The 3,103-nt window shown below is 70.4% G+C and carries 2 protein-coding genes; one reads left to right on the top strand and one right to left on the bottom strand.

Annotated features, from left to right (window positions below):
* Window positions 1–18: 18 nt before the first annotated feature.
* On the top strand, window positions 19–2,799 hold the full coding sequence (locus C1I97_RS34135) for an aconitate hydratase (protein WP_111006870.1): 2,781 nt from the start codon (window positions 19–21) through the stop codon (window positions 2,797–2,799).
* 63 nt (window positions 2,800–2,862) lie between these two features.
* Here the strand turns inward: C1I97_RS34135 and C1I97_RS34130 are convergent.
* On the bottom strand, window positions 2,863–3,103 hold a 241-nt coding region (locus C1I97_RS34130; protein ID WP_146608387.1), incomplete at its 5' end, for a SpoIIE family protein phosphatase.

Below are 3,103 nucleotides of genomic sequence, written 5' to 3'. Positions count from 1 at the left end.
GCGTAAGGAGCAGCCGCCGTGCCGATCGACACGTTCGCCGCCCAAAAAACACTCAGCGCCGCCGGATCCTCCTTCACGATCTTCCGGCTCGACGCACTGCCCGACACAGCCCGCCTCCCGTACAGCCTGAAGGTGCTGCTGGAGAACCTGCTGCGCAACGAGGACGGCCGCGCGGTGACCGCCGATCAGATCACCGCGCTGGTCGGCTGGGACCCGGCCGCCGAGCCTGCCACGGAGATCCAGTTCACCCCGGCGCGGGTGCTGATGCAGGACTTCACCGGTGTGCCGTGCATCGTGGACCTGGTGGCGATGCGCGAGGCGATGGCCGCCCTGGGCGGCGACGCGTCCCGCATCGAACCATCGCGGCCGGTGGAGCTCGTCATCGACCACTCGGTGATCGCCGACTACTACGGCGTCCCGGAGGCGTTCGACCGCAACGTCGAGCTGGAGTTCGAGCGCAACGCCGAGCGGTACCAGTTCCTGCGCTGGGGGCAGAACGCCTTCGCCGGCCTGCGGGTCGTCCCGCCGGGCACCGGCATCTGCCACCAGGTCAACCTCGAACACCTCGCCCGGGTGGTGTTCGACGAGGAGGGAACCGCCTTCCCCGACACGCTGGTCGGCACCGACTCCCACACCCCGATGGTCAACGGGCTGGGCGTCCTCGGCTGGGGTGTGGGCGGCATCGAAGCGGAAGCGGCCATGCTCGACCTGCCGCTGAGCATGCTCATCCCCCGGGTCATCGGCGTGAAGCTGACCGGTGCGCTGCCGGAGGGCAGCACCGCAACCGACCTGGTCCTGACCATCGCGGAGAAACTGCGGGCGCACGGCGTGGTCGGCACCTTCGTGGAGTTCTACGGCCCCGGCGTGGCCAACGTGCCGCTGGCCAACCGGGCGACCATCGGCAACATGAGTCCGGAGTACGGTGCCACCTGCGCGATCTTTCCCATCGACGCGGAGACCTTGTCGTACCTGCGGCTGACCGGCCGCAGTTCCGAACACATTGCGCTGGTGGAGGCGTACGCCAAGGAGCAGGGCCTGTGGCACGACCCGGGGCATGAACCCGCCTACTCCGAGACGCTGGAAGTGGATCTTTCGGCGGTGGTGCCCTCGATCGCCGGGCCCAAGCGCCCGCAGGACCGCATCGCCCTGGCTGATGCGCCGCGCGCCTTCCGCGCCGTGCTGGGCGGCTACGTCCGCTGCGACCCCGCGCCGGTCGGACTGGACGAGAGCAGCGCGGAATCCTTCCCCGCCTCCGACCCCGTCGCGGCGACCGGCAACCGTCCCGGCGACGCACCCGCCCACTTCGAGACCGCCCCGGCCTCCGACGACCCGTCCCTGAATCCCACCCCGGTGACCCTGGCGGACGGCACGAGCGTCGAGATCGGGCACGGGGCGGTGGTGATCGCCGCGATCACCTCCTGCACCAACACCTCCAACCCGCAGGTCATGGTCGGTGCCGCTCTGCTCGCCAAGAAGGCCGTCGAACACGGGCTCAGGCCGAAGCCCTGGGTGAAGACCTCCCTCGCACCCGGCTCGAAGGTGGTCATGGACTACTTCGCGCGCGCCGGCCTGATCCCGTACCTAAACAAGCTCGGCTTCGACCTCGTCGGCTACGGCTGCACCACCTGCATCGGAAACTCCGGCCCGCTCATCGCCGAGGTGGCCCGCGCCGTGTCCGACCACGATCTGGCGGTGGCCGCGGTGCTCTCCGGCAACCGCAACTTCGAAGGCCGCATCCACCCCCAGACCAAGCTCAACTACCTCGCCTCCCCGCCCCTGGTGGTCGCCTACGCGCTGGCCGGATCGATGACCGTCGACCTCACCCAGGATCCGCTCAGCACCGGCAACGACGGCAAGCCGGTGTTCCTGCGCGACATCTGGCCCAGTCAGCAGGAAGTCCAGGACGTCATCGCCGCCTGCCTGCGCCCGGAGATGTTCACGAGTGACTACGCGGATGTCTTCGCGGGCGGCGACCAATGGCGGGCCCTGTCCACCCCGGAAGGCGAGTTGTTCACCTGGGACCCGGACTCCACCTACGTGCGCCGGCCCCCGTACTTCGAGGGCATGAGCCGTACGCCGGTGCCGCTCGCGGACATCGAGGGCGCCCGGGTGCTGGCTCTGCTCGGCGACTCGGTCACCACCGACCACATCTCACCCGCAGGCGCCATCAAGCGCGACTCCCCGGCCGGGCGCTACCTCACCGAACACGGCGTCGCACCAAAGGAGTTCAACTCCTACGGCTCCCGGCGCGGCAACCACGAGGTGATGATCCGCGGCACGTTCGCCAACATCCGGCTGCGCAACCTGCTCGCCCCCGGAACCGAGGGCGGCGTCACCCGCCACCTGCCCGACGGGGAGCAGACCGCCATCTTCGACGCCGCCATGCGCTACGCCGACGAGGGCGTACCGCTGCTCGTGATCGCCGGGAAGGAGTACGGCTCGGGCTCCTCGCGCGACTGGGCCGCCAAGGGCACCGCCCTGCTGGGCGTCAAGGCTGTGCTCACCGAGTCCTACGAGCGCATCCACCGCTCCAACCTCATCGGCCTGGGCGTCCTGCCCCTGCAGTTCGCCCCCGGAGACAGCCGCGCATCCCTGGGACTGACCGGCGAGGAGACCTACACCATCCGCGGGCTGGCAGGCACCGACGCCATGCCGCGCGAGGTCACCGTCATGGCCGACGGTGCCGCCGGCCCCATCCAGTTCACGGCGCGGGTACGCATCGACACCCCCACCGAGGCCGACTACTACCGCCACGGCGGCATCCTCCCCTACGCCCTGCGCACCCTCCTGCCCACCTGAGCGCCTCCCGTCAGGCCCGCCGCCCGCAAGGCCAGGCCCGGCGGGAGGCCGGACGCGCACCTCTCACCGTGCCGGGCCGTCGGAGGGGATGCGCAGGGCGAGCAGGGCGACATCGTCGTCGAAGACCTGTCGGCTCCGGCTGATCAGGGTGTCGCAGAGTTCCTCCAGCGGGGCTGTGGCCAGGCGGGCGGCCTGCTCGGCCAGGTCGTCCAGTCCGGTGTCGATGTCCTGGTCGCGGCGCTCGACCAGCCCGTCGGTGAACAGCAGCAGGGTGCTGCCGGGCAGAGGGCGAGCAGTACACGTT

This window comes from Streptomyces sp. NTH33 (genome assembly GCF_003236365.1).
In the GTDB taxonomy this organism is placed as follows: Bacteria; Actinomycetota; Actinomycetes; order Streptomycetales; family Streptomycetaceae; genus Streptomyces.
This window is presented reverse-complemented; position numbering and strand designations above follow the sequence as displayed.